21 protein-coding genes are annotated in these 22,327 nt (G+C 47.7%); all 21 read left to right on the top strand.

The annotated features are described in order from the left end of the window. Positions 1–39 precede the first annotated feature (39 nt). The 21 genes from rsmH to ITJ88_RS04200 all read left to right on the top strand — a co-directional run bounded on the left by rsmH (position 40) and on the right by ITJ88_RS04200 (position 22,252). A complete protein-coding gene (gene rsmH / locus ITJ88_RS04100; protein ID WP_035396712.1) occupies positions 40–978 on the top strand; it encodes a 16S rRNA (cytosine(1402)-N(4))-methyltransferase RsmH in 939 nt (312 codons plus the stop codon). A gap of 13 nt (positions 979–991) precedes the next feature. Beyond that, a complete protein-coding gene (gene ftsL / locus ITJ88_RS04105) occupies positions 992–1,378 on the top strand; it encodes a cell division protein FtsL (RefSeq protein WP_023468808.1) in 387 nt (128 codons plus the stop codon). A gap of 65 nt (positions 1,379–1,443) precedes the next feature. Further along, entirely contained in the window at positions 1,444–3,513 is a 2,070-nt protein-coding gene (locus tag ITJ88_RS04110; RefSeq protein ID WP_262415741.1) for a penicillin-binding protein, read from the top strand. 108 nt (positions 3,514–3,621) lie between these two features. Further along, positions 3,622–4,941, top strand: coding sequence for a UDP-N-acetylmuramoyl-tripeptide--D-alanyl-D-alanine ligase (locus ITJ88_RS04115; RefSeq protein WP_230088522.1), 1,320 nt, complete (start codon positions 3,622–3,624; stop codon positions 4,939–4,941). A gap of 23 nt (positions 4,942–4,964) precedes the next feature. Next, a complete protein-coding gene (gene mraY / locus ITJ88_RS04120) occupies positions 4,965–5,927 on the top strand; it encodes a phospho-N-acetylmuramoyl-pentapeptide-transferase (RefSeq protein WP_050677532.1) in 963 nt (320 codons plus the stop codon). A 33-nt stretch (positions 5,928–5,960) separates the two neighbouring features. Beyond that, positions 5,961–7,307 carry a UDP-N-acetylmuramoyl-L-alanine--D-glutamate ligase gene (gene murD / locus ITJ88_RS04125; RefSeq protein ID WP_195864731.1) on the top strand — a complete coding sequence of 449 codons (1,347 nt, stop codon included), beginning with the start codon at positions 5,961–5,963 and terminating at the stop codon, positions 7,305–7,307. Continuing rightward, positions 7,304–8,398: an undecaprenyldiphospho-muramoylpentapeptide beta-N-acetylglucosaminyltransferase gene (murG, locus tag ITJ88_RS04130; RefSeq protein WP_195864732.1), complete on the top strand. Its 1,095-nt coding sequence runs from the start codon at positions 7,304–7,306 to the stop codon at positions 8,396–8,398. Before murD ends, murG begins: the two co-directional genes overlap by 4 nt. A 60-nt stretch (positions 8,399–8,458) precedes the next feature. Further along, positions 8,459–9,238 (top strand): cell division protein FtsQ/DivIB, encoded by a 780-nt coding sequence (locus ITJ88_RS04135; protein ID WP_149427626.1) that lies wholly within the window; start codon positions 8,459–8,461, stop codon positions 9,236–9,238. Positions 9,239–9,467: 229 nt separating this feature from the next. Beyond that, positions 9,468–10,772, top strand: coding sequence for a cell division protein FtsA (gene ftsA / locus ITJ88_RS04140; protein ID WP_195864733.1), 1,305 nt, complete (start codon positions 9,468–9,470; stop codon positions 10,770–10,772). A gap of 47 nt (positions 10,773–10,819) precedes the next feature. Beyond that, positions 10,820–11,974, top strand: coding sequence for a cell division protein FtsZ (ftsZ, locus tag ITJ88_RS04145; RefSeq protein WP_029342137.1), 1,155 nt, complete (start codon positions 10,820–10,822; stop codon positions 11,972–11,974). A gap of 84 nt (positions 11,975–12,058) precedes the next feature. Continuing rightward, positions 12,059–12,835 (top strand): peptidoglycan editing factor PgeF, encoded by a 777-nt coding sequence (pgeF, locus tag ITJ88_RS04150; protein ID WP_047393727.1) that lies wholly within the window; start codon positions 12,059–12,061, stop codon positions 12,833–12,835. After that, positions 12,822–13,493, top strand: coding sequence for a YggS family pyridoxal phosphate-dependent enzyme (locus ITJ88_RS04155; protein ID WP_195864734.1), 672 nt, complete (start codon positions 12,822–12,824; stop codon positions 13,491–13,493). The genes pgeF and ITJ88_RS04155 overlap by 14 nt, the downstream gene beginning before the upstream one ends. Before the next feature lie 193 nt (positions 13,494–13,686). Then, positions 13,687–14,013: a cell division protein SepF gene (locus tag ITJ88_RS04160; RefSeq protein ID WP_231496839.1), complete on the top strand. Its 327-nt coding sequence runs from the start codon at positions 13,687–13,689 to the stop codon at positions 14,011–14,013. Positions 14,014–14,015: 2 nt separating this feature from the next. Further along, positions 14,016–14,291, top strand: a complete 276-nt coding sequence (locus ITJ88_RS04165) for a YggT family protein (protein ID WP_023468796.1) — start codon at positions 14,016–14,018, stop codon at positions 14,289–14,291. Further along, positions 14,288–15,058 carry a YlmH family RNA-binding protein gene (locus tag ITJ88_RS04170; RefSeq protein ID WP_029342133.1) on the top strand — a complete coding sequence of 257 codons (771 nt, stop codon included), beginning with the start codon at positions 14,288–14,290 and terminating at the stop codon, positions 15,056–15,058. The genes ITJ88_RS04165 and ITJ88_RS04170 overlap by 4 nt, the downstream gene beginning before the upstream one ends. Before the next feature lie 24 nt (positions 15,059–15,082). Then, a complete protein-coding gene (locus ITJ88_RS04175) occupies positions 15,083–15,604 on the top strand; it encodes a DivIVA domain-containing protein (RefSeq protein WP_023468794.1) in 522 nt (173 codons plus the stop codon). A gap of 299 nt (positions 15,605–15,903) precedes the next feature. After that, complete coding sequence (gene ileS, locus ITJ88_RS04180) at positions 15,904–18,639, top strand: isoleucine--tRNA ligase (protein ID WP_195864735.1); 2,736 nt, start codon at positions 15,904–15,906, stop codon at positions 18,637–18,639. Between the two features lie 72 nt (positions 18,640–18,711). Further along, a complete protein-coding gene (gene lspA / locus ITJ88_RS04185) occupies positions 18,712–19,188 on the top strand; it encodes a signal peptidase II (RefSeq protein WP_023468792.1) in 477 nt (158 codons plus the stop codon). After that, the gene (locus ITJ88_RS04190; protein ID WP_023468791.1) at positions 19,185–20,108 is read left to right on the top strand and encodes an RluA family pseudouridine synthase; all 924 of its coding nucleotides are present in this window, start codon (positions 19,185–19,187) and stop codon (positions 20,106–20,108) included. The genes lspA and ITJ88_RS04190 overlap by 4 nt, the downstream gene beginning before the upstream one ends. Positions 20,109–20,356: 248 nt before the next feature. Next, positions 20,357–20,887, top strand: coding sequence for a bifunctional pyr operon transcriptional regulator/uracil phosphoribosyltransferase PyrR (gene pyrR / locus ITJ88_RS04195; RefSeq protein WP_195865509.1), 531 nt, complete (start codon positions 20,357–20,359; stop codon positions 20,885–20,887). Positions 20,888–20,938: 51 nt separating this feature from the next. Next, complete coding sequence (locus ITJ88_RS04200) at positions 20,939–22,252, top strand: uracil-xanthine permease family protein (RefSeq protein WP_064299618.1); 1,314 nt, start codon at positions 20,939–20,941, stop codon at positions 22,250–22,252. Positions 22,253–22,327: the final 75 nt, after the last annotated feature.

Below are 22,327 nucleotides of genomic sequence, written 5' to 3' on the forward strand. Positions count from 1 at the left end.
AGTAACGTCCTTCAAGGACAGTGAAAGGTGAGGCAGGACATGTTTGAGCATGAAACAGTATTGAAATGGGAGTCGATCGAGGGACTCGCGATTAAACCCGACGGTATTTACGTCGATTGTACATTAGGTGGAGCAGGACACAGCGAAGAGATCGTCAAGCAACTGACGACAGGTCATCTATACGCATTTGATCAAGATGATGTCGCCCTCGCTCATGCAGCAGAACGTCTCGCGGCGTATGAAGGTCGCTTTACTTTAATAAAGAGTAATTTTGCTTATCTGAAAGAGCAATTAGCAGCACATGGCGTCGAGAAAGTGGACGGCATCTTATTTGATCTCGGTGTCTCTTCACCACAATTAGACGAAGGGGAACGGGGATTTAGTTACAATCACGACGCACGTCTCGACATGCGCATGGATCAATCTTCTCCACTTTCTGCTTACGAAGTCGTCAATGAGTGGTCGTACAATGATCTCGTACGTATCTTCTTTACATACGGGGAAGAGAAATTCTCGAAACAGATTGCGCGCAAAATCGAAAAAGCGCGGGAAGAGCGACCGATTGAGACGACGTTCGAACTCGTCGAATTAATCAAGGATGCGATTCCAGCACCAGCACGACGTAAAGGTGGTCACCCTGCGAAACGGACTTTCCAAGCAATCCGGATCGCTGTCAATGATGAACTGAACGTCTTTGACCGTGCGGTACACCAAGCCATTGATTTATTACGGGTCGGTGGACGTCTATGTGTCATTACGTTCCATTCACTTGAAGATCGCATGTGTAAACAAGCAATTAAAGAAAAATCATCACTGCCCGAGTTGCCACCGGGGTTACCGATGATTCCCGTCGAAATGGAGCCGGAACTCCGACTCGTCACACGCAAGCCGATTACGGCTGGTGTTGAAGAGCTCGATGATAACCGTCGCGCCCGATCGGCAAAATTACGAGTTGCTGAAAAAATGAAAGAAACTTGAGAGGAGCATTCCAATGGCAGAACCACTTCGTAAATCGGTCCAAACGGTTCAACCCGTTCGTCAACAACCTGTTCAGGAACCACGAAAGACGGAAGATATCGCGCGTCGCGTCGCTGTCCGTCCGAAGTATCGCTTGTATCCCTTTGAAAAATTCTTATACAGCGCGATGATTGGTGGTCTTGTGTTATTTGGGAGTTTGACGATCAGTACGCATAACGAAGCGTATAATGTGAGCCGTGATTTAGCGAAAGAGAACCAAGTCACACAATCACTCAAAAAAGAAAACGAACGTTTACAACTAGAGGTCACGAACTTAAGCTCTCCGGAACGGATTTATAAGATTGCAAAAGAACAGGGTCTTGATATGCGTAAAGGGAACATCAAGGTGATTCCTAAATGAATCCACTGAAAAAATCCCGTTGGAGAGTAGCCTTTATCATGGTGATATTTGCTACTCTCTTTTTTGTGTTCATTGGCCGATTTTTGTATTTAGCAACGACAAAACAGTTCCACGGTGAAGATATGATTGCATACGCGGAAAAGAAACGATGGGAGTCTCAAGAAACGCTTGGAGCAGAACGTGGCGAGATTTTCGACCGTCTCGGTTCCCCGATTGCGATCAACGTTCCATCCTATCATCTGATCGGCGTTTATCGACTGGGTGGTGTCAAAGATCCAGATGAGACGATCGTCGATTTTAAAAAGACGGCTGAGGGTCTTGCGCCGATTCTTGGGATGACGACGAAGGAACTGGAGACCTATCTGATTGAGAACAAAGACCGTTCTCAAATTGAGTTCGGAAAAAAAGGAAATGATTTGACGCTTGATCAAAAGGAGAAAATCGACAATCTGAAGCTTCCTGGAATCCGGATGATTGAAGAGCCGAAACGATACTATCCGAACGGCATCTTCTTGTCTGATACACTAGGGTTCGTTCAAAAGATCACCGAGGAAAATGGTCGGGTCGCTTTACAAGGTCAGATGGGAATCGAGAAGCAGTATGATAATGCTTTAAGTGAATCTTACGGAGCCCGTGTCTTTGAAAAGGATCGTAGCGGTAATCCGTTGATTCAAGGTGCGTCACGTGTCTCGAACGAACCGAAGGATGGATCGAATCTCTATTTGACGATCGATCATCGAATCCAACAGTCGCTTGAAAAAGAGATGCAAAAAATGTACAACACGTACAAACCGAAAAATGCGACAGGTATCGTCATGGATGCGAAGACTGGTGAAATCCTCGCCATGGCGGATCGCCCATCGTTCAACCCGAATTTGCGTGATATGAAAGATTTCACGAATTTTGCCGTCTCGTCACGATTCGAGCCAGGTTCGACGATGAAAATCTTTACGCTCGCAGCAGCGATTGATGCGGGAGTGTTCCGTCCGAATGAGATGTATAAATCGGGTAGTTATAACTACAAAGGAACGGTCATCAAGGATTATAACGATGTCGGTTGGGGAACCATCCCGATGATTGAAGGGGTCTATCACTCCTCAAACGTCATGTTCTCGAAGTTGACAGCAGAAAAACTTGGGATCGAGCGGTATAAAGATTACTTTAAGAAGTTTCATTTTGACCAACGAACGGGTATAGACATCTCGGGAGAAGTAAATAGTCAATCCGACTTGTCTAAACCGTTGAATGCGCTCATCACCTCATGGGGGCAATCGACTGCGGTCACGCCGATGCAATTGCTTCAAGGAGCGACAGCAATCGCTGGAGACGGCGAGATGGTCAAACCGCATATCATCCAAAAAGCGGATCATACGGATAAGGCACCATACCGAGCGAAAACAGAAGTCGTCGGTAAACCGATTTCTGCTGAAGCAGCAAAAGCAACACGCGAAGCACTCGACGGTGTCGTCAATAGTAAGCTTGGTACAGGTCAAATGTATAAGTTGAAGGATTACCGAGTCATCGGAAAGACCGGTACGGCTCAGATTTCTGAGAATGGAAAGTATATTCAAGGACAATTCATTCACTCGTTCATCGGTATGGCCCCAAAAGATGATCCGGAATTGATCATGTACATCGCGGTCGATCGTCCATCGAAAAACGAATCATCCGTCTCTGGTCCGCTCATCATGAGTCCTGTGTTCAAAAGTGTCATGAATACGGCACTACAGTATCGTAGCATCCAACCGGAAACGCAAAAGGATTCAGTGGATGTCAAAGCGAAGATCACGCCAAGTTATATCAAGAAGAGTGCTCGACAAGCGACTGACCTAGCAAAAGAACAAGAGGCAGTTGCGATCATCCTAGGCGATGGTGCTGAAGTCGTTTCGCAGATTCCATCCCGTGGACAGGAATTCGTCAGCGGAGAACGTGTCTTGCTGAAAACATCAAATACGTTTAAGATGCCGGATTTGACCGGTTGGTCGCAACGAGACGTCAAAAAGCTTGTCAGCTTATATGATTTGAAGCTCGACGTCATCGGTAAAGGTTTTGTAACCAAACAATCGGCTCGAACTGGTACACTAGTGAAGGAAAATGGAAAGTTGACGGTCGAACTAGCTGAACCTAAAGAGTAACGGTAGAGCAAGTTTCCTGATTTCTACAGGAAGACGAGGACGAACAGGAGTCATTCGTTGACTTTTGCATTCGTCCTCTTTTGCTGTCATCGAATGGAGGTATATATCATGTTAACAATTACGCAACTCGCTGAATGGTTGCATCTCGATGTCAAAGATGATCGTATCGTTCGTCACTTTGCAACGGATTCACGCGCACAACTGGAAGACGGTCTCTATGTTCCGATTCAGGGAGCACGCGTTGATGGTCATCGATTCCTTGAAGGTGCAAAAAATCAAGGAGCGATCGTCACCTTATGGAAGAAAGGCATTGATCGGCCAGACGTCGATATCGTCTTTTTAGAAGTCGATGAACCATTGGTTGCCCTGCAACAAATCGCAAAACGATACTTAATGCAGATTGCGCCTAAAATCGTCGCCATCACTGGATCAAACGGGAAGACATCGACGAAGGACATGGTCGAGAGCGTACTCAAGACGTCGTTCAAGACACATAAGACTCAAGGAAACTTCAATTCGGATATCGGAATGCCATTAACGATTCTCATGATGCCAGCTGATACGGAAGTCGCTGTGCTTGAGATGGGAATGAACGGATTTGGCGATATTGAATTCTTATCGAATCTAGCTGAGCCAGATATCGCGCTCGTCACGAACATCGGTGAATCGCATGCGGAGCAAGTCGGTGGACGCAGTGGCATCGCCAAAGCGAAGCTTGAGATTCAATCCGGACTCAAGCCAGGTGGTCATTTATTCGTTGATGGTGACGAACCACTTCTCGCAGAAGTCGAAGCGGAGAAGATCGGCTATCAGATCGGAAATACGTACCGGATCGAAACGAAGGAAGCAACGTTCTTTGGGACGGCCTTTACTTACGATGGCACCGCTTTTCATCTGCCAGTGTTAGGAAAACACCAAGTCCGAAATGCAGCATACGCGATTGCGACAGCACGTGCACTTGGCGTGACGGACGCCCGGATTCAAGAAGGGTTCGATGCGGTTGAATTGACACCGATGCGGATGGAACGATTACTCTTTGAAGAGACTGCGGTCATCAATGATGCGTATAACGCTAGTCCGACATCAATGAATGCAGCGATTGAAACGGTCACTGCGCTGGAAGGGTATACGACACGCGTTCTCGTCCTCGGCGATATGTATGAATTAGGGGACCAAGAACGCTTATTACATGCCTCGGTCGGAAAGCGGATTGCGTTACCCGTCTCGCATGCTATCCTAGTAGGGGAGAAAGGCGCGTGGATTGCTGAAGGAATCAGCGACCCGTCTGTTCAAATCCAATTCGCGGCAACCGTCGAGGATGCTGCGAAACGATTGCGTCCGCTGCTCGGAGAACGAACAATCGTCTTATTGAAAGCGTCACGTGGGATGGCGCTTGAACGGATATTAACCTATCTGAACGAAAACTAATTTTTGAAAAAAGGGTGTCTGCTATGATCACATTATTCATCAGTCTTATTCTTGCATTTCTCGTTGTACTACTCGTCATGCCAAAGGCGATTCCATTTCTACACCAATTGAAGTTCGGTCAAGAAATTCGGGAAGAAGGACCACAATGGCATCAGGTCAAATCAGGAACACCGACGATGGGTGGAATCGTCATCCTTGTCGCGATGATCGTCAGCGTTCTTGGTGCAGTCGTCATGGGCGATCTATCGACGACACAATTATCGTTACTGTTTTTAACACTTGCGTATGGCGTCATCGGCTTCATTGATGATTACATCAAAGTCGTCAAGAAACGTAACCTTGGTTTGAATTCGAAACAAAAATTAATTGGACAAATCGTCGTCGGATTGTTATTTGTCTGGTTGAGCGGTGGATTCACGAGTGACGCGACGTATCTATCGATTCCATTTACCGATTTTGAGCTTGATTTCGGTATCGTTTATCCATTCGTTGCCTTGTTCTGGTTAGTCGGCTTCTCAAATGCAGTCAACTTGACGGATGGTCTTGATGGTCTCGTATCATTCACAGCGATTCCAACATTCTTGTTCTTCGGATTATACAGTTGGTTTATTGCAGATGAAGTAGGCGCTGCTTGCTTTGCTTTCTCAGCAGTTGGTGCATTGATCGGATTCTTGTTATTCAATGCGCACCCGGCGAAGATCTTCATGGGAGATACAGGTTCACTTGCACTCGGTGCTGCACTAGCAGGTCTATCGATTGTCTTAAAACTGGAATTACTACTCGTCTTAATCGGTATCGTTTTCGTTGTCGAGACATTATCCGTCATTCTACAAGTCATCTCCTTTAAGACGACAGGGAAACGAATTTTCAAAATGAGCCCGATTCACCACCACTTCGAAATGGTCGGTTGGAGCGAATGGCGGATCGTCGGTACATTCGCAGGAATCAGCTGTTTGATGGCATTCATCGCCTATCTATTCGTTTAATAAAAAAGAAGAGAGAAAGTGAGCGATTCAACAATGGAACAACGACAATGGAATGATCAAAAAGTGCTCGTTCTCGGAACGGCGAAAAGTGGAATCGCAGCAGCTCGGTATTTAGCGAGTGTTGGTGCAGAGGTAACGGTCAATGACGGGAAAACGCCGTCCGAGAGTGATCAAGCGACGCTCGCATCACTCGATGTTAAGACGGTCTACGGTGAGCACCCGCTCACACTACTCGACGACATCGATTTGATCGTCAAGAATCCAGGGATTCCGTATCATATCGATCTGCTACAAGAAGCCTTGCGACGCGACATTCCGGTTTGGACAGAGGTAGAACTGGCGTATCAAGCAACCGATGCGACGTGGATTGCCATTACAGGATCGAACGGGAAAACGACGACGACGACGCTTGTCCATGAGTTGTTGAAAACCGGTACGCGACGTGTACATTTGGCAGGAAACATTGGATTCCCGGCAATTGAAATCGCATGTCAGGCGAAACAGGACGATATCATCGTCATTGAATTATCAAGTTTTCAATTGATGGGGATCGAGCAGTTCCGACCATACACGGCAGCGTTTTTGAACTTATCACCGGCACATCTGGATTATCATGGTGATTTTGAATCGTATGGCGAAGCGAAAGCCCGGATCTTTAAGAACATGAAAGAAACGGATCGTCTTGTCTTGAATGCCGATGATACGTCCGTCAATGCGCTCGGAAAGACTGCTGAAGTAACGCCGTTCTTGTTCTCTCGTCGTCAATCGGCGTATGCAGAAGTCATGAACGATACATTGACAATCAATGGGACGAGTATCTTACCTGTTGATGAACTGGCTCTCGGTGGTGGGCATAATGTCGAGAACGTTCTCGCAGCCTTAACACTCGTCGAACCGTTTAACTTAGCATTATCTGACGTTCAACATGTTCTACGGACGTTTGGTGGTGTAGAACACCGGACACAGTTCGTCGGTGAAATTGCTGGTCGAAAAGTTTACAACGACTCAAAAGCGACGAATAATGTTGCAACAGAAGCGGCGTTGTCCGGATTTACGGCACCCATCATCTGGTTATGTGGCGGACTCGAGCGTGGAGCGGATTTGACACCGTTACTCGATTCAATGAAACACGTCAAACATGTCATCGGGCTTGGTGAGACAGGTCATCGGTTCGGAACGCTTGCGTCAGAAAATGGCTATGTGTCGACCGTTGTTGAGGCGATGGATGAAGCGGTGAAAGTCGCGTTTGAAGTGTCACAACCCGGCGACATCATTCTTCTGTCACCAGCATCTGCAAGTTGGGATCAATACAAGACATATGAAGAGCGCGGCGATCATTTCGTTCGTGCCGTACATGAAGTAGGAGGAACAACAGTATGAAAATCGTCGTCTCTGGAGGCGGTACAGGCGGTCACATTTATCCGGCACTCGCTATGATTCGGGAGCTTGAACAACGCATGCCGTGTGAGGTCCTCTATATCGGAACAGAAAATGGTCTCGAGGCGGATATCGTCCGTCGCGCGGGAATTCCATTTGAATCGATTGAGATTTCTGGCATCCGTCGTTCCTTGTCGTTCGAAAACGTTAAGACCGGTATCCGGTTCGTCAAGAGCGTCCGGCGTGTTCGTCGACTACTGCGTCAGTTCCAACCGTATATCGTCGTCGGTACAGGTGGATTCGTTTGTGGACCGGTATTGTATACGGCTGCAAAAATGGGGTTCAAGACGCTCGTTCATGAACAAAACAGTTTACCCGGCATCACGAATAAATTTTTAGCTCGGTATGTGGATCGGGTTGCACTCTCGTTTAAAGGGTCTGGACATCACTTCGGTAAGAATGAAGCGAAGACGGTTTTAATCGGAAATCCGCGTGCGTCTGAAGTGGCAGAGCTTAACATCAATCCGCTTGAAGAGCGACAACGTTTCGGTTTTGAAGAAGGACGTCCTCTCATCGTCATCTATGGCGGGAGTCGTGGCGCACCTGCAATCAACGAAGCAGTCGTCGATATGATGCCAAAGGTCGAGCAAGCAGGATGGTCGCTTCTCTTCGTTACGGGTCAAATTCATTACGATACGATCGTGTCACGCGTTGGTTCTGTACCAGAACGCATTCAACTTCGCCCATTCGTATATGATTTACCGAATATCCTAAAAGCTAGTCAACTTGTCATTTCGCGTTCAGGAGCAAGTACGCTTGCCGAGCTGACGACACTCGGCTTACCGAGCGTGCTCATCCCGAGTCCTTACGTGACGGAAAATCACCAAGAGGTCAATGCCTCATCGCTCGTCGAGACAGGTGCGAGTCTATTGATTCGTGAACAGGAACTGACAGGTGATCGATTGTTTGAGGCATGTGAAAAAGCGTTGGCACAACAACAAATGATGTCTGAAGCGGCGCTTGCGCTCGGTATGCCGAATGCTTCACGGGACTTGGTTGATGAATTGTTACGATTGACAGGACAAAAAAACTAAACTATTGCAGGAAAAGACCGATAGGGAAATGAACTGTTACGTATGGAGGGGGAATGAGACGTGAGGGAACGGAGAGCGGTCGGACGACCACAAGAGGACGAGAATGTCCGTAGTCTCGAGGATAAGATACCTTATATCCGTGAACAACGTCGCAAAAAAGCCAACCGAAGACTCATTTATGTCCTGATTCTGATTGGTCTATTGGTCGGTGTCGTCTTTTATCTACAGTCGAGTTATTCTCGGGTTGCTCGATTTGATATCGATGGTAACGTCAATGTGAAGTCTGCTGATATCTTGCAAGCGTCCGGGATTAAGGTGAAGGAAACACACGCCTTTAATGTATCGGAGGAAGATGTTCTTGAGCGAATCGAAAAGGTTCCGGGTATTCAAGAAGCGACGATGCAAAAACAGTTTTTGCATCAATATCGCGTGACGGTGACGGAAGAGAAAGAGATTGCTTACGCGAAGGATAAACCGGGAGACCGGATCGTGCTTGCGGACGGAACGATCATTCCTGGAAAGTCGAAGGAAGAACTATTCGATGCTCCGATCTTGACAGGATTCACGGATCAGTCATTAAATCGATTGACGAAGGAACTTGTTAAAATCGAGCCGAAAGTACGGAGCCGGATCTCAGAAATCGTCGCAAACGATAAGACGGACAAAGGTGGTCTGAAGTTATTCATGACGGACGGGAATACGGTATTACTCAGTACGTCTGCCTTTTCAAATTCCTTGAATGAATACGTGAAGGTCATTTCTGCCTTACCTAAAGGAAAGACAGGGACGATTACAATTGATGGCGGCATCTATTTCAAGCCATATAAAGGGAAAAAATAGAAGATTCGTAAAGGGTTGACGAACAAAAAAACAAACGTGTGTTTTCATTCGTCGACCGTTGTTCGAATCGTCATCAAATCGTAATCTATTCGAACGCTAAGACGGGCAATAACTTCTTTTCGTAAGTATTTATATAGTGTAGACTTAAACGAGAAGAAGCCTGTCCTGTTCCTAGAATATAATTAGGAATAAAAAGGATTAGTATTATGAAAGTGGAGGTGTCACTCCCATGGAAACGAAAGGTACGATTGCCGCACTCGACATAGGGACATCGGAGGTGAAACTCATCGTCGGTGAACTACTTGGTGGAACGCTGAACGTTCTTGCTGAAGGTTCTGCACCATCCGCGGGTGTTAAACGAGGTGTCATCGTTGACATCGATCAAACGGTACATGCCATTAAACAAGCGGTCACGGAAGTGGAACGTACACTTGGTGAACCAATTGGTGAAGTATATGTTGCTATCTCTGGTGAACACATTCAAGTGAAGGATTGCCAGGGGATGACATCAATCAAAGGTGAGGACAATGAAATCACGGATGATGACGTGAAAGATGTTCTGCATTCTGCGATGGTCATGCGAATTCCAAACGAACTCAGTGTCGTCGATGTCCTGCCGAAGACGTTTACGGTCGATCAGCAAACGGAGATCACTGATCCTAGAGGAATGATTGGTTATCGTCTCGAAGTAACAGGGAAGCTCATCATCGGAGCAAAGACGATCCTACATAGCATTAAACGTTCCATTGAACGGGCTGGTTTAGAGCTTGCTGGATATGTGCTGGAGAGTTTAGCGGTATCTAGAATCGCAGCATCGATTGATGAACTCGAACTCGGTGTCGGAATCATCGACATCGGACATGAGACGACGACACTTTCCATCTATGAAAAGAATGATCTCGTCTACTCGACGACGTTGCCATATGGTGGCGATCATCTGACACGTGATTTGACGTATAAGATGAATTGTAAATATCAAGATGCGAAGCTCGCAAAAGAAGAGTACGGTGTTGCACTTGAAGCACTCGGTGATCCGGAAGAGAAAGTTTCCTACGTCACGATCAACGGGGAACATCGTTTCGAACCACAATCAGAAATCGGTTTCGTGTTAGAAGCGCGACTTGAGGAAATCTTCGAGATGATTCAAAAACGAATGACGCAAGCCGGATACGCTCATATGAACAGCGGTTTAATCTTGTGTGGCGGAAGTTCTTCATTGCCGGGAATCGACCAGCTTGGAAAACGAATCTTTAAGCAGAGCGTCAATGTCTATCAACCTGCTAGTCTTGGTATTCGTCATCCGAAGTATGCCGTCGCAGCTGGTATGTTACGTTATGTACTTTCACGAAGCGCCGTATCGAAATCAGGTTTCGACCGCGCAGAAGAGAAGGAAGTCGTAGCACACGGACGTGAACAGGATGCACTGCCCATGAACGAACAAGCGACACCTGTTCGAGAAGAACGGTCGACACGTGAACAGCCTCCAAAAGAGAAAAAGTCATTCAGCAGTTTCTTTGAGAAATTCTTCGGTTAATGCCTACAAAAAATCCAATGAGTAAAAAATATTAGGGGGCCCTTTTTATGTTGCATTTTGATGAAATGATGGACCAAGTAGCAAAAATCAAGGTCATCGGTGTAGGTGGTGGCGGTTCGAACGCCGTCAACCGAATGATTGAACACGGTGTCCAAGGCGTAGAATTCATCGCAGTAAACACGGATGCGCAGGCATTGAACATGTCACAAGCTGACGTAAAATTACAACTCGGTGCTAAATTGACACGCGGTCTCGGTGCGGGTGCCAATCCGGAAATCGGTAAAAAAGCGGCGGAAGAGAGCCGTGAGCAATTAACAGAAATCCTTTCTGGTGCTGACATGGTCTTCGTCACAGCGGGAATGGGTGGCGGAACAGGTACAGGAGCTGCTCCTGTCATCGCGGAGATTTCAAAAGAGATCGGCGCATTGACAGTCGGTGTCGTCACAAAACCATTCATGTTCGAAGGACGTAAACGGATGCAACATGCTGTTTCAGGTGTCCAGAACTTCAAAGAAAAAGTCGATACGTTAATCGTCATTCCGAACGACAAGTTACTTGAAATCGTTGATCGGAACACACCAATGCTTGAAGCGTTTAAAGAAGCGGATAACGTCTTGCGTCAAGGTGTACAGGGGATCACTGACTTGATTGCCGTACCTGGTCTGATCAACCTTGACTTCGCCGATGTGAAGACGATCATGACGGAAAAAGGTTCTGCTTTGATGGGTGTAGGTGTCGCGACAGGCGAACACCGTGCGACGGAAGCAGCGAAAAAAGCGATTTCGAGTCCGTTGCTTGAGACATCGATCGAAGGCGCAAAAGGTGTCCTGATGAACATCACGGGTAGTGCGAACCTCAGCTTGTATGAAGTGACGGAAGCCGCACAAATCGTTCAGAGTGCAGCCGATGAGGAAGTCAACTTGATCTTCGGTTCTGTCATCAACGATAACCTAGAAGATGAAATCATCGTCACAGTCATCGCGACGGAATTCGAAAACGAACCACTCGATTTCGAAATTCCATCGGCACAAGAGATGATGAAAAACCTCTTGAAGAAAAAACAAGCGACTCCACCACCAACTGAGGAGTCTAAACCACAAGTCGAAGAGACACCTGTCAGCTCGAATCCTGAACCGGCTAAAGCGCCAGATGTCGAAGAAACGATGGACATCCCATCATTCCTTCGCCGGAATAATCGTTGATCGATGTTCCAGTGACACGACTGCTAAACGATGAGGTGTCGCGAAAGCGGCGCCTCTTTTTTTAAAATCAAAGGAGGCATGAACATGTTTGGACAATGGATCAAATGGGATACACCGACGGGTACCGTACGTGCCGCCTTTACGACGAAGTTCGCAGCCCCTCATGAGAACGGAAATTTAGGATTACATGTCAACGATGATCGCGACGGTGTCATCCAGAACCGACAAGTCATCGCACGTCAGCTTGATCTCTCCCTCGAGAACTCGATTTGGGCACAGCAAGTTCACGGAAATCACGTTGAACAGGTGACGACACTTGACTCTGGGCGTGGTGCTTTGGATTACGAAACAGCGATTCCGGGTACAGATGGATTGGTGACGACCGATTCGAATGTCTTATTGATGATGCTGTTCGCTGACTGTGTGCCGCTTGTCTTCTGTGACCCGACGACAGGAATCATCGCGAATACGCACGCCGGCTGGCGCGGAACTGTCGGCAATATCGTCGAGGAAACAGTCAAGCAAATGGAACGTGCGGGTGCGAGTCGTTCATCGATTCAAATGGTCATTGGTCCATCGATCCGTGATTGTTGTTACGAAGTCGATCAACCCGTCATCGATGCAATCGATGCGCTTGAACTCGATGAGTCTCCTTACATACGCAAGGAAGATGGAAAAGCGATGTTATCGCTACAAAAAACGAACGCTGCGCTAGCTGAGCGTTGTGGAGTCGGTGATGTCCTTGACACAGGTCTATGTACACACTGTCAGGCGGAAGATTACTTCTCTTATCGCCACGGCGACCATGGTGGTCGCTTTGCAAGTTTGATCGTAAAGGAGTCATTGGATGTCAATTCTTGATAATGTACAAGAGGTTACGAAACGAATGGAACTAGCAAGTGAAAAGAGTTCTTCTGAAAAGCAGGTACAGTTGATTGGCGTGACGAAATCAGTCTCAAGTCAAGTTGCTTCTGAATTATTAGCAGCAGGTGTGACCCATCTCGGTGAAAATCGCCCGGACGGATTGCTCGAAAAACAGGCAGAGCTCGGACGGACCGCCTGTACATGGCACTTCATCGGTACGCTACAAACGCGTAAAGTTCGCCAGGTCATCGATGCCATTGATGTGTTGCATTCCCTTGACCGTCTTCATTTGGCGGAAGAGATCAATAAACGAACGGACCGAATCATTGATTGTTTCATTCAAGTCAACGTTTCTGGAGAAGAATCGAAGCAAGGTATCGCACCGGAGGACTTGCCTTCGTTCTTACATGAAATCGGTCAGTATCCAGCGATTCGTGTCATCGGACTGATGACGATGGCACCGTTAACGGAAGATACGACGCGTATCCGTGAGGTATTCCAGTCATTAAAAACATTGCAAGAAGAGGTCAAGGCGAAAAAATTGTCGTATGCTCCATGTACGGAGTTATCTATGGGAATGTCGTCTGATTTTGAGATCGCCATCGAAGAAGGGGCGACGTTCGTCCGAATCGGGACGACGCTCGTTCACACCTAAACGAGAAGAAGGGAGAATGGATATGGGTTTTAAATCAAAAATGCAAAATCTATTTCTCGGCAACAGCGACGATTTAGATGAACTTGAATATGAAAATGATGCTACAATAAATAAAGGTAGAGGTGCTTCACAACAAGAGTATGAAGAGTATTACGAGGAATCTACCCCAAGTGTTACTCAAAAGGAGGACAGCGTGAGACAATCGAATATCGTGCCGCTTCATGCGACGAAAAAAACGAAATCGCAAGTCATCTTGAGTGAACCACGTGTCTTCAACGAAGCCCAGGAAATCGGGGAACATCTTCGTCAGAACCGTGCTGTCATCGTCAACATGCAGCGTATGTCAAAAGATCAATCACGACAGATGATTAATTTCTTATCTGGTGTCGTCTTCGCTCTCGATGGAACGATTACGACGATCAGTCAGAATACCCTCCTCTGTGTTCCGAACAACGTCGAGTTAGCTGGTAGCATCTCGAATCTTCTTGGAGAAGATGATATTAATCATAAGGGGTGGTAAGTATGGATTCTCAAGTGATGTACGCAATTGGTCGTACATTGAGTACGTTATTACAGTATTACAGTTACGTCATGATCGTTTATATCCTGCTTTCGTGGTTCCCGAATGCCCGTGATTCTAAATTCGGACAAGTGCTCGCGATGTTAGTCGAGCCATTCCTAGCGCCCTTCCGTCGTATCATCCCGCCTATCGGGGGCATGCTGGATATCTCGCCGATTGTAGCCTTCCTCGTCTTGAACTTGGCTCAATCGGGTATCCGAGCAATCTTTTTAGTATGAGCGTATACGATCATTATCGTGGAAGCGAGCGGGAATTCGTCGATTCAGTCTTGAACTGGATCGATCATGTGGAAGCGACCTATACGTTCAAATTAACGGATTTCCTAGATCCACGTGAACAACAAATCACACAAGAACTCGTCGGTTCGAAATGCGCCCTCTTTTTTGAGGGCGGTTTCGAAGGCGCTGAACGTAAACGGGCAATCCTCGCACCAGATTATTATGAATACAACGCGGATGACTTTGACATTTCCATCTATCGCATTCATTATCCTACTAAATTCGTTGAACTTTCTCATCGTCAAGTCACCGGTACATTATTGAACGTCGGATTGAAACGAGCTAAATTCGGCGACGTCATCATTCAGGATCAAGTACAGTTTGCAGTCGCGGACGAAGTCGCGACCTATATCGAAGCAAACGTCGAACGAGCAGGGAAGACGAAGATTCGTCTTTCGCGTGTCGAGGCGGAAGACCGTTTGAAAGTGAAGGATCAAGAGTGGGAAGAGACACTTGGGTTCGTCAGTTCACTTCGGTTCGATACGGTCGTGAGTGAAATTCTCGGTTTCTCACGTCAAAAAGCACAGACGCTCATTAAACAAGGTGAAAGTAAGGTCAATTACAAAGTAGTGGATGATTCGAGCTTCATGCTAGAAGAAGGCGACTTACTTTCCTTGCGTGGAACAGGACGCGTCAAGTTGATTGCAATCCTCGGATCAACGAAACGTGACCGGATCAAGCTACAATACGGTATTTTAAAAGGATAAGAAAATGCGGAGGAGGAATTCATCATGCCATTAACGCCACTCGATATTCATAATAAGGAGTTCACACGAAAGTTTCGCGGCTATGACGAAGATGAAGTGAACGAATTCCTAGATCAAGTCATCAAGGATTTTGAATTGTTGTTACGTGAGAATCGTCAACAACAAGAAGTCATCCAAAACATGCAAGCACGTGTCGATTACTTCAGTTCGATGGAAGAAACATTGAATAAATCGATCATCGTTGCACAGGAAGCGGCTGAAGAAGTTAAAGCCAATGCTTCAAAAGAAGCGAGCTTGATCCTAAAGCAAGCAGAACGTGAAGCAGAGCAGTTGCAAGATGCGGCGCAACGCCGGGCACAACGGACAGACTTCGAAGTCGAGCAAATGCGCAAAAAAATCGAACTCTATCGTAATCGATTTAAAGTATTGATCGATGCGCAGATGGAATTATTGACGAGCCATGACTGGGATGCGTTTGATTTCTCTTCTCGTGGAGCGCTTGACGATGTTCCAGCAGTTGCGTATAATGACGACGATGTCGTATAAATAAAATCAATGACAAGGACACGTCGCATCTTGGACGGTTGACAGCGAATCGGGGGAATGGTGGAAGCCCGAGCAACGAAAAAGATGGGGTATCCCCTTGGAGTGCATGACTGAACGTTCGCTGAACAGTAAGTCATGCCGGCTCACTCCCGTTATCGAGTTCTTAAGCGGTCCTGCGTCGTCAAACTGGCGAGCGGGATTAGTAGGGTGGTACCGCGAGTTCAGCCAAGCTCGTCCCTATCTCAGGGATGAGCTTGGCTTTTTTTGTACTTTTAATGCGAAAGGTGAGAGATGGTCAGATGGATTACAAAGAAACCTTATTGATGATGAAAACAGAGTTTTTAATGCGAGGCAACTTGCCAAAACGTGAACCAGATATGCAAGCACGATGGGAAGGGATGAATCTCTACGCTGCGGTCCAGGAAAAGAACGCTGGAAAGCCAACGTTCATCCTCCACGATGGTCCTCCGTACGCGAATGGTGACATCCACATGGGTCACGGATTAAACAAAGTCTTAAAAGACATCATCGTCCGCTACAAATCGATGAATGGCTTCCAGTCTCCGTACGTGCCTGGTTGGGACACACACGGATTACCGATCGAAACTGCACTTCAAAAAGCCGGTGTTGATCGTAAATCGATGACGGTCGCAGAATTCCGTGAATTATGTGCGAAATATGCGCTCGAACAAGTTGATCACCAACGCGAACAATTCAAACGCCTCGGTGTTCTCGGTGACTATGACAACCCATACATCACCCTGCAACCAGAATTTGAAGCAGCTCAAATTCGTTTATTCGGGGATATGGCGAACAAAGGCTATATCTACAAAGGGAAGAAACCGGTCTATTGGTCACCGTCTTCTGAATCAGCACTCGCTGAAGCAGAAATCGAATATCAAGATAAACGGTCAGCTGCCATCTATGTCGCGTTCCAAGTCATGGACGGGAAAAACATCTTAGAGCCGACGGATCATTTCGTCATCTGGACGACGACACCATGGACGATTCCAGCGAACCTCGGAATCTCTGTCAGTGCGGAATTGACATATGCACGGATCGAGTATCAAGGAAAAGGCTATATCGTAGCGGAAACACTCGTTCCTGAAGTCATCGAAGCACTTGGATGGGAAGATGCAACAGTCGGACGTGTCTTTAATGGTGCGGACTTCGAATACATGAAAGCAAAACACCCATTGTACGATCGTGAATCACTCGTCATGCTTGGCGATCACGTTACAGCGGAAGCGACAGGTGTCGTGCATACGGCTCCAGGTCACGGGGAAGATGACTTCCGTATCGGTCAAGCGTACGGTCTTGACGTTCTTTGTCCAGTCGACGATAAAGGAGTTATGACAGCAGAAGCTCCTGGATTCGAAGGCATGTTCTATGAGGATGCGAACAAAGAAATCGGTCTCGCACTCGAAGAAGCAGGCGCACTCTTGAAACTGTCGTTCATCAAACACTCGTATCCACACGACTGGCGGACGAAAAAACCGGTCATCTTCCGGGCAACGCCACAGTGGTTCGCTTCAATCAAAGACTTCCGTGCGGAAATCCTTGATGAAATCAAAGGCGTCCAGTGGGTACCAGAGTGGGGCGAAACACGTCTCCACAACATGTTCAAAGACCGCGGCGACTGGGTCATCTCACGTCAACGTGCTTGGGGCGTTCCACTTCCAATCTTCTATGCTGAAGATGGAACGGAAATCGTCACACCAGAAACGATTGATCATATCGCGAATTTATTTGCAGCTCACGGATCAAATGTCTGGTATGAGCGCGAAGCAGTCGACTTGCTTCCTGAAGGATTCACACATCCAGCAAGCCCGAACGGTATCTTCAAAAAAGAAACGGACATCATGGATGTCTGGTTCGATTCTGGTTCATCACATGCCGGTGTCCTTGCGACACGTCCTGAATTGACACGTCCAGCGGATCTCTATCTTGAAGGATCTGACCAATATCGTGGTTGGTTCAACTCGTCGCTATCGACAGCCGTCGCAACGACAGGAAAAGCACCATACAAAGCGGTCGTCAGTCACGGATTCGTTCTGGATGGTCAAGGTCGCAAGATGTCGAAATCAATCGGTAACACGATTGCTCCGATTCAAGTCATGCAGCAATTCGGAGCAGAGATCCTTCGCTTGTGGGTGGCATCTGTCGATTATCAAGCTGATGTCCGGGCATCGATGGATAACTTCAAACAAGTCTCAGAGTCATACCGGAAAATCCGCAACACGGTTCGTTTCCTTCTCGGAAACTTGGATCAATTTGATCCTGCGGCGCACCGTGTCGCATTCGAAGACTTACCAGAGTCAGATCGTTTCATGCGGACGAAACTGGATCAACTTGTTGGAAAAGTAAAAGCGGCATATGATGCGTACGACTTCATGTCGGTCTATCAATTGCTCCACAACTTCTGTGTCCTTGATTTGTCGTCGTTCTACCTCGATTACACGAAAGATATCCTGTATATCGAAAAAGCAGACGCGACATCGCGTCGTGCGGTTCAGACGGTCATGTATGATACAGTCGTCGCTTTGTTGCAATTGATGGCACCCGTCCTGCCTCACACAGCAGACGAAGCATGGGAATTCGTACCAGCTGTTGAGACGAAGAGTATCTTCCTGACAGACCTTCCGGAAACGGTCGAAGTCTCAGAAGAAGGACTTGCCCTCATCGAGAAATGGAACGCGTTCCTGACGTTCCGCGATGACGTCTTAAAAGCACTCGAGGAAGCGCGTGTTGAGAAACTCGTCGGTAAGACACTCGAAGCGAAACTCTTGCTTGCACCGAAGGAAGAGACGAAAGCCTTGCTCGGAACAATCGATCATCTTGAGCAGTTACTCCAAGTCTCACAACTCGAATTCGTGGAAACGGCGGATAAGATGTATGAGACGACCGGCATCACGGTTCAAAAAGCTGACGGTGAAAAATGTGAACGTTGTTGGACATATTCGACGGAACTCGGACAAGATCCGGCTCATCCGACGCTTTGCCCACGTTGTACTGAAGTCGTCAATTCTTTATAATGATACAAAGGGAGGGGCGACTGCGACTTCGCAGGACGCCCCTCATTATTTTTGGATGCGGAGGACAATAGGATGTGGCTTTACTTAGGGATTGCTGCTTTACTCGTTGGAATCGACCAGTTGACGAAATGGATCGTCGTTCAAAACATGACGATCGGTCAAGCGATCACGGTTATTCCGGATTTCTTTTATCTCAACTCGTATCGAAATCGAGGCGCTGCGTGGGGAATGCTCGAAGGTAAATTCGGCTTTTTCTTCATCGTTACGGTCGTCGTCGTCATTGGATTGATTTACTTCCTCTACAAGGAAGGCACGAAAAATAAGGTATTTGCTTGGAGCATCGCGTTATTGCTCAGTGGTGCGATCGGAAATTTCATTGATCGAATGGCACGAGGAGAAGTCGTTGATTTCTTCCACTTCTTCCCGTTCGGCTATAATTTTCCGATCTTTAATGTCGCAGACGTCTGTTTGACGTTTGGTGTCATCACGATGCTGATCAGCGTCATGTTCGAAGAACGGTTGACTAAGAAAGGAACGATGGATAAATGAATGAAGTAGAAACATGGTCCGTACAAGCGGATGGAGCGACAGGGCGCATTGATAAATGGCTCGCAGAACAAAACGATTGGTCGCGTTCGCAAGTACAGGAATGGTTGAAAGCGGGACGTGTCGAAGTCGATGGTCGTGTCGTCAAACCGAACTATAAATTATCGGGAACAGAATCAATTGTCGTTCATATCCCGGAAGCAGTGGAGCTCGAAATCTTACCGGAAGACATCCCGCTTGAAGTCGTGTATGAGGACTCGGACGTCATCGTCGTCAACAAACCAAAAGGGATGGTCGTTCACCCGGCGGCAGGGCATGTCTCAGGAACGCTCGTCAACGCCTTATTACACCACTGTCAAGATCTCTCAGGCATCAATGGCGTCAAACGTCCAGGAATCGTTCACCGGATCGATAAGGATACGTCAGGTCTGTTGATGGTCGCTAAGAACGACTTAGCGCATGAGTCACTTGCGCATCAATTGAAAGAGAAGACGACGGAACGTCTCTACATCGCGCTCGTGCACGGTGAAATCCCACACGAACTTGGAACGATCGAAGCCCCAATCGGACGCGATAAGAACGACCGTCAACGGATGACGGTAACGGATAAGAATTCAAAGTCTGCCGTGACCCATTTCCGTGTTCTTGATCGGTACGAGGGCTTTACGGTCGTTGAATGTAAACTTGAAACAGGACGGACGCACCAAATCCGTGTCCATATGCGTTATATCGGTTTCCCGCTTGCGGGTGACCCGAAATATGGTCCACGCAAGACGATGAAAATGAACGGTCAAGCCTTGCATGCTGCGGTTCTCGGTTTCGAACATCCACGCACAGGTGAGTGGATGCGCTTTGAAGCACCGCTCCCAGAAGAGATGACATTTGAAATCGGTCAATTGAAAAAACTTGAATTAGAGTCTTGACGTTTTTCTAATAAAACGGTAGAGTATCACCTAGAGAGCGATGCGAGACATCCTCTACTGACACTTCGGTCGTCCGAGTGACGATCCTACCTAACTAGTATCACCTTTAATCGAGTCCGGAGAGGCTGCGAAAGGGAGAACCTACCACGATCGTGCGTAGGCATGCATACAACACGTATGCCATGATTCTGTCTTCGATGACCTTCTGCGGATTTCCGCAGAAGGTCTTTTGTATGAAAGGAGAAACTATGAAACCAGCCGTCATCTTAGATGAAGCTGCGATCGGACGTGCACTGACACGGATCGCCCACGAAATCATCGAACGTAACAAAGGCATTGCTGATTTAATGATCGTTGGAATCAAGACGCGAGGCGAGACACTCGCTCGCCGACTTGCGAAACGCATCGAACAGATCGAAGGAAAACCGGTCTTACTCGGTGTCGTCGACATCTCGATGTACCGGGATGACTTGTCGAAACGAAGTTTAGAGCCGGAAATCAAGGGTTCTGATCTACCGGAAGAGATCACCGGGAAAATCGTCGTCCTCGTTGACGACGTCCTCTACACAGGACGCACTGTTCGCGCCGCGATGGACGCGCTCGTCGACCACGGAAGACCGAGTATGATTCAACTCGCTGTCCTCGTCGACCGCGGACATCGGGAGTTACCGATTCGACCAGATTTCATCGGTAAGAACGTCCCGACATCCCGTGAGGAACAAGTCGTCGTCGCACTCGCTGAAGTCGATGAAGCCGATCAAGTATTCATTAAACGCTAAAATTCAAAACCTTTAAGGTGGTCCAGAGAGACCAGAAAGGGAGTCATCCATATGGCAAAACATGCCGCAGTACTTGATGTACAAGAAGTACCTACTCACCCTCTAAATTGGCTGATGCTCAGCCTGCAACATGTCTTCGCGATGTTTGGTGCGACCGTGCTCGTCCCTCTCTTAACGGGACTCAACACATCGGTCGCGCTCGTCGCAAGCGGAGTCGGCACACTGATTTTCCTCGCCGTCACCCGCTTCAAAGTACCCACATACCTTGGTTCGAGTTTTGCCTACATCGCCCCGATCATTGCCGTCAGTGAACGGTGGGGTGTCGAGGATGCCTTAATTGGCGGAATGGTCGCTGGACTCGTCTACGGACTTGTCTCACTTCTCATCCGCTACACGGGAGCTGCTTGGTTGCTTCGCTTACTCCCACCGGTCGTCATCGGACCGGTTATCATGGTCATCGGTCTATCGCTCGCCCCGACCGCTGTCAACATGGCGATGAACGGAGCGGACGGTAAGTACAACGGACTGTACTTCCTCGTTGCGATGGTCACGCTCGGCGTCACACTCCTTGCGATGACGTACTTAAAAGGAATGTGGAGCACGATTCCGATCCTGTTCGGGATCACGGTTGGTTATCTCGTTGCGGCATCGGTTGGAATCATTGACTTCACACCACTCCAACAAGCCACGTTGTTCCACGTGCCGGACTTCACGATTCCGTTCTTGAATTACACACCATCGTGGAATACAGCCGCCTTGCTTCTGATCGTTCCCGTGACGCTCGTCACACTGACGGAGCACATCGGCGAACAAAAAGTGACATCACGCATCATCGGGCGCGAGACGCTCCTCGATCCAGGGATGCACCGGACCGTACTGGGTGACGGGATTGCGAAGACAGTCGCTTCGATGCTTGGCGGACCACCGGTTACGACGTATGGTGAGAACAACGGTGTCATGTCAATCACACGTGTCTACAGTGTCTATGTCCTCGGTGGCGCGGCGGTTCTTGCGATCAGCTTCGGATTCCTCGGATACGTCGAAGGGTTCATCAAGACGATTCCGACACCGGTCATGGGGGGAATCAGTATCCTCTTGTTCGGAGTCATCGCGTCGAACGGTCTCCGGACGCTGACGGAAAGTAAGATCGACCTTGCCGATAAACGGAACTTGACGATCACAGCCGTCATTCTCGTCACAGGTATCGGAGGCGCGGCGCTTAAAATCGGCAACTTCTCTCTCGAAGGAATGGCACTGGCGACGATTCTTGGAATCATCCTGAATCTAGTCCTTCCAAAAACGACAGAGCAGGTCGAAGAAACAACGGAAACCTCTACAACTCAATCGGTAGCTAACAACTTTTAAGACGTTCCGAGAGAACGATAAAGTGAAGGCCATGAAAAGATGCAGGGAATCACTCTGCCTTCTTTCGGCGCACCT

It is taken from the genome of Exiguobacterium abrahamii (genome assembly GCF_015645365.1).
GTDB lineage: Bacteria > Bacillota > Bacilli > Exiguobacteriales > Exiguobacteriaceae > Exiguobacterium_A > Exiguobacterium_A abrahamii.